The following is a 5,084-nucleotide window of genomic DNA, read 5'->3' on the forward strand; positions in this document are numbered from 1 at the left end:
GCGCTGCTCGACGTCGTGCGCACCCACGCGGGCGCGGTGCTCGGGCTCGGCGGCCAGGACGCGGTCGCCGAGGGGCGCGCGTTCCGCGAGCTGGGCTTCGACTCGCTCACCGCGGTCGAGCTACGCAACCGGCTGCGCGCCGCGACCGGGCTGAAGCTGCCCGCCACGCTGGTGTTCGACCACCCGACACCCTCGGCACTCGCGGCGCACCTCGACGCGGAGCTGGTGCCAGAGGAGACCGCTCCGTCCACGGCGGACACCGTCCGCGGCTCGCTCGACCTGCTCGGCAAGCTCGAGCAGTCGCTGGTCGGTGTCGGCGGGCTCGCGGACGACCCCGGTGGCCGCGACGCGCTCGCCGCCCGCATGCGGCAGCTGCTCGCGTTGCTCGCGGACAACGACGCCGGCGACACCGGGGACGAGTCGGCGCACGACCTCGAGGCGGCGTCGGACGACGAGCTCTTCCAGATGATCAGCACCGAGTTCGGGAAGTCCTGAGAGGGCCGGGAATGGCGAACGAGGCGAACGAGGCCAAGCTCCGGGAGAACCTGCTCTGGGTCACCGGTGAGCTGCGCAGGACGCGGCGGCAGCTGGCGGAGGTGGAGGACCGCGGTCGTGAGCCGATCGCGATCGTCGGCATGGCCTGCAGGCTGCCCGGCGGTGTCCGGTCGGCCGCCGACCTGTGGCGGGTGGTCGCCGACGAGGTGGACGCCACGTCCGGCTTCCCGGCCGACCGGGGCTGGGACGAGGCCGCCGTCTACCACCCGGACCCCGGACACCCCGGCACCAGCTACACCCGCCGAGGTGGTTTCGTCGAGGGCGCGGCGGAGTTCGACGCCGCGTTCTTCGGCATCAGCCCGCGTGAGGCGGCCGCGATGGACCCGCAGCAGCGCCTGCTGCTGGAGACCACGTGGGAGGCGTTCGAGCACGCCGGGATCGACCAGGACGCCGTGCGGGGCAGCCGCACGGGCGTCTTCGTCGGCTCACCCGTGTCCGGGTACGGGCCACCGCTGGACCGGGTGCCGGAGGAGGCCGCGGGCCACCTGCTCACCGGGACCACCGGGAGCGTCGCCTCCGGCAGGCTGTCCTACGTGTTCGGGCTGGAGGGCCCGGCCGTCACCATCGACACGGCGTGCTCCTCGTCGCTGGTCGCGTTGCACCTCGCGGTGGCGGCGCTGCGCCGCGACGAGTGCTCGCTGGCGCTCGCGGGTGGCGCGACCGTCATGCCGCACCCCGGCCTGTTCGTCGAGATGAGCCGCCAGGGCGCGCTCGCGCCCGACGGCCGCTGCAAGGCGTTCGCCGACGGCGCCGACGGCTTCGGGTTCGGCGAGGGCGTTGGCATGCTCCTGGTGGAGCGGCTGTCCGACGCGCGCCGCAACGGGCACCGGGTGCTCGCGGTGGTGCGGGGGAGCGCGGTCAACCAGGACGGTGCCTCCAACGGGCTCACCGCCCCGAACGGGCCGTCGCAGGTGCGGGTGATCGAGCAGGCGCTGCTCAACGCCGGGCTGTCCGGCGACGAGATCGACGCGATCGAGGCGCACGGCACGGGCACGGCGCTCGGCGACCCGATCGAGGTGCAGGCGCTGATCGAGGCGTACGGCCCCGAGCGGTCGCGGCCGCTGTGGCTGGGTTCTGTGAAGTCCAACATCGCGCACACCCAGGCCGCCGCTGGTGTGGCCGGGGTGATGAAGGTGGTGATGGCGCTGCGAGCGGGGGTGCTGCCGAGGACGCTGCACGCAGGCGAGCGATCGTCCCATGTGGACTGGTCGGCCGGTGTGGTTGGCGTGCTGCGCGAGGCCCGCCCGTGGGTCAGCGAGGGTCGTCCGCGGCGCGCGGCCGTGTCCTCGTTCGGCATCAGCGGCACCAACGCGCACGTGATCCTGGAGGAGGCGGCCGAGTTCCCGGCCACCGAGCGGCCAGAGGAGCCGGTCGCCGTCTCGGACGTGGTGGCATGGGTGCTGTCCGCGCGGACGCCGGAGGCGCTGCGCGCCAGGGCCGCCCAGCTCGCGGAGCTCGACGCGGCACCGGCCGACGTGGCGTTCTCGCTCGCGACCACCCGTGCGCACCTGCCGCACCGGGCCGTCATCGTCGGGCCCGCCCCGGCCCGTCTGTCCACACTGGACGGATCGGGGGTGGCGCTCGGGTCAGCCGCCGCCACGGGCCGGACCGTGTTCGTGTTCCCCGGGCAGGGCGCCCAGTGGCCTGGCATGGGTCGCGACCTCCTCGATGCCTCCCCGGTGTTCGCGACGCGCATGGCCGAGTGCGACGCCGCGTTGCGTCCGTTCGTGGACTGGTCGCTGATCGAGGTGATCCGCTCCGGCGACGGGTTCGACCGCGTTGACGTGGTGCAGCCAGCGTCCTGGGCGGTGATGGTGTCGCTGGCGGCACTCTGGCGCGCCTGCGGGGTGGAGCCGGACGCCGTGGTCGGGCACTCGCAGGGTGAGATCGCGGCGGCGTGCGTGGCGGGGGCGTTGAGCCTGCCGGCCGCGGCGCGGGTGGTTGCCTTGCGCAGCAAGGCGATCGCCGCGGTGGCCGGTGGTGGCGGGATGGTGTCGGTTTCGCTGCCCGCGAACGAGGTGCCGTTGCCGGGCGGCGCCGGGATCGCCGCCGTGAACGGTCCGAACTCGACGGTGGTGTCGGGTGACGACGCGGACCTGGACGTGCTGCTGGCGCGGTGCGAGTCGGCGGGTGTGCGGGCGCGGCGGGTGCCGGTGGACTACGCGTCGCACTCGGTGCGCATGGAGGAGTTGCGCGACGAACTTCTGTCCACATTGGACGATGTGGCTCCTCGGTCGGCCGGGGTCGCGTTCTATTCGACGCTGGAGGGCGGGCGGGTCGACACCGCTTCGCTCGATGCCGGGTACTGGTATCGCAACCTGCGGCAGACCGTGTTGTTCGAACCGGTCGTGCGGCTGCTGGCGGAGGCCAAGCACGGCACGTTTCTGGAGATGAGCCCGCATCCGGTGCTCACGATGGCCGTGCAGGAGGCGGTGGACCCGGTCTTCGCGGGCGGCACGCTTCGCCGCGACGAGGGTGGCTGGGACCGCTTCCTGCTGTCGGTCGGCGAGGCCCACGCGCACGGCGTCGCGGTGGACTGGCGCCGTGTCCTGGCAGGCGGGCGACGCGTCGAACTGCCGACGTACCCGTTCCAGCGCACGCGTTTCTGGCTCGACGGCGGCACCGGGGACGCCACCCGGCTCGGCGCGGCGGCGGCGGGTCACCCGCTGCTCGGTCTCGCGATCGAAACCCCGGAACAGACCGTCTACACCGCCCGCTGGTCCCTCGCCACGCACGGCTGGCTGCGCGACCACACCGTGTCCGGTCGCGTGCTCGTGCCCGGCGCCGCGTTCGTCGAGCTGGCGTTGCAGACCGGGCGCCACGTGGCGGACCTGACGCTGCTCACCCCGCTGGTCCTCGACGAGCGCGGCGTGGACGTCAGGGTGGTGCTCGACGGCGACACCCTCGGCGTGCACAGCCGCGCCGACGGCGACTGGACCACGCACGCGACCGCCACCCTCACCACGGTGGCACCCGACGGCGAGACGTTCGCGTGGCCGCCCGCCGACGCGGAGGAGCTCGCGCCCGCCTACGACCAGCTCGCCGCGCGGGGATTCGGCTACGGCCCCGCGTTCCAGGGCCTGCGGCGGGCCTGGCGCACCGCTGGTGCGCTCTACGCCGAGGTCGCGCTGGGCGAGGCCGAACGCGCCGACGCCACCCGCCACGGTCTGCATCCCGCGCTGCTCGACGCCGCGTGCCATGCCGCGCTCGCCGCCGAGGTCCACGACGGCACCTTCCACGCCCGGCTGCCGTTCGCGTGGGAGGGCGTCACCCTGCACGCAACGGGCGCGACCGCGTTGCGTGTCCGGCTCCGGCGGCTCGACGGCGACCGGATCCGCGTGGACGCGGTGGACGAGACCGGGCAACCGGTCGTCTCCGTCGCGGCCATCGCCTCCCGCCCCATGCCGGCCGCCTCGGCACCGCACAGCGACACCCTGTTCGAGCTCGCGTGGCGGCCACTGACCGGCGATCGCGTGGCGGACACCGAGCCGGTCGTGGTGGAGCCCGCCGGGACGTCACCGCGTGCGGCCACCGCCACCGCGCTGGCACACCTGCACGAATGGCTCCGCGACGACCGGCGGGAGCCCCTGCTGTTCGTGACCCGCCACGCGGTCGTCACCGGCGGGGAGACCGAGGTCGACCTCGACCTCGCGCCGGTATGGGGGCTCGTGCGCTCCGCACAGGCCGAGCACCCCGGCCGGTTCCGGCTGCTGGACGTCGACGGCGCCATCACCGAGCAGGCACTCGCCTCGGCCGCGCCACAGCTGGTCCAGCGCGACGGAGTCCTCCTCACCCCCGAACTCGTGCGTGCCCGCCCCGCACCGGTGCGGCGGCCCGCGTTCGACCCCGGGCGGACGGTCCTGATCACCGGCGGCGGCACGCTCGGCAGGGTCGTCGCCCGCCACCTCGCGGCACGGCACGGGGTGGCGCACCTGCTCGTCGCCTGCCGCCGCGGCGAGGCCGCCCCCGGCATGGCCGGGCTGCGGACCGATCTCGCAGAGCACGGCGCCACCCTCACCGTCGCCGCGGGCGACGTCGCCGACCACGCCGCCGTCGCCGCCGTGCTCGCGACCATCCCCGCCGAACACCCGCTCGGCGCCGTCGTGCACACCGCGGGCGCCCTCGACGACGGCATGGTCGAAGCGCTGGAGCCGGCCAGGATCGACACCGTGTTCCGGCCCAAGGTGGACGCCGCCCGCGTGCTGGACGAGGCGACCCGCGACCTCGACCTGTCGGCGTTCGTGCTGTTCTCCTCGGCGGCGGCCACGTTCGGCGCCGCCGGTCAGGGCAACTACGCCGCCGCCAACGCGTTCCTCGACGCCTTTGCCCGCGCCCGCCGCGTGCGGGGCCTGCCAGCGACCACGCTGGCGTGGGGGTTCTGGGACGAGCGCAGCGACCTCACCGGCGGCCTCGACGCCGCCGACCTTGCCCGCATGGCCCGCTCGGGTGTCGCGCCGATGTCCTCGGCGGACGGGCTCGCCGCGTTCGACGCCGCGCTCGCCGCCGACCTCACCCACGCGGTGCCCGTG

The 5,084-nt window shown here is 74.8% G+C and carries 1 protein-coding gene and 1 pseudogene; both read left to right on the forward strand.

All coding sequences use genetic code 11. The annotated features are described in order from the left end of the window. On the forward strand, positions 1–495 hold a 495-nt coding region (locus WBA97_RS23880; protein WP_424233133.1), incomplete at its 5' end, for a phosphopantetheine-binding protein. A 59-nt stretch (positions 496–554) separates the two neighbouring features. Further along, a pseudogene (locus WBA97_RS23885) lies at positions 555–5,084 on the forward strand (SDR family NAD(P)-dependent oxidoreductase); the annotation flags it as partial.

Source organism: Actinophytocola sp. (genome assembly GCF_049647105.1).
Taxonomy (GTDB): Bacteria; Actinomycetota; Actinomycetes; order Mycobacteriales; family Pseudonocardiaceae; genus Actinophytocola.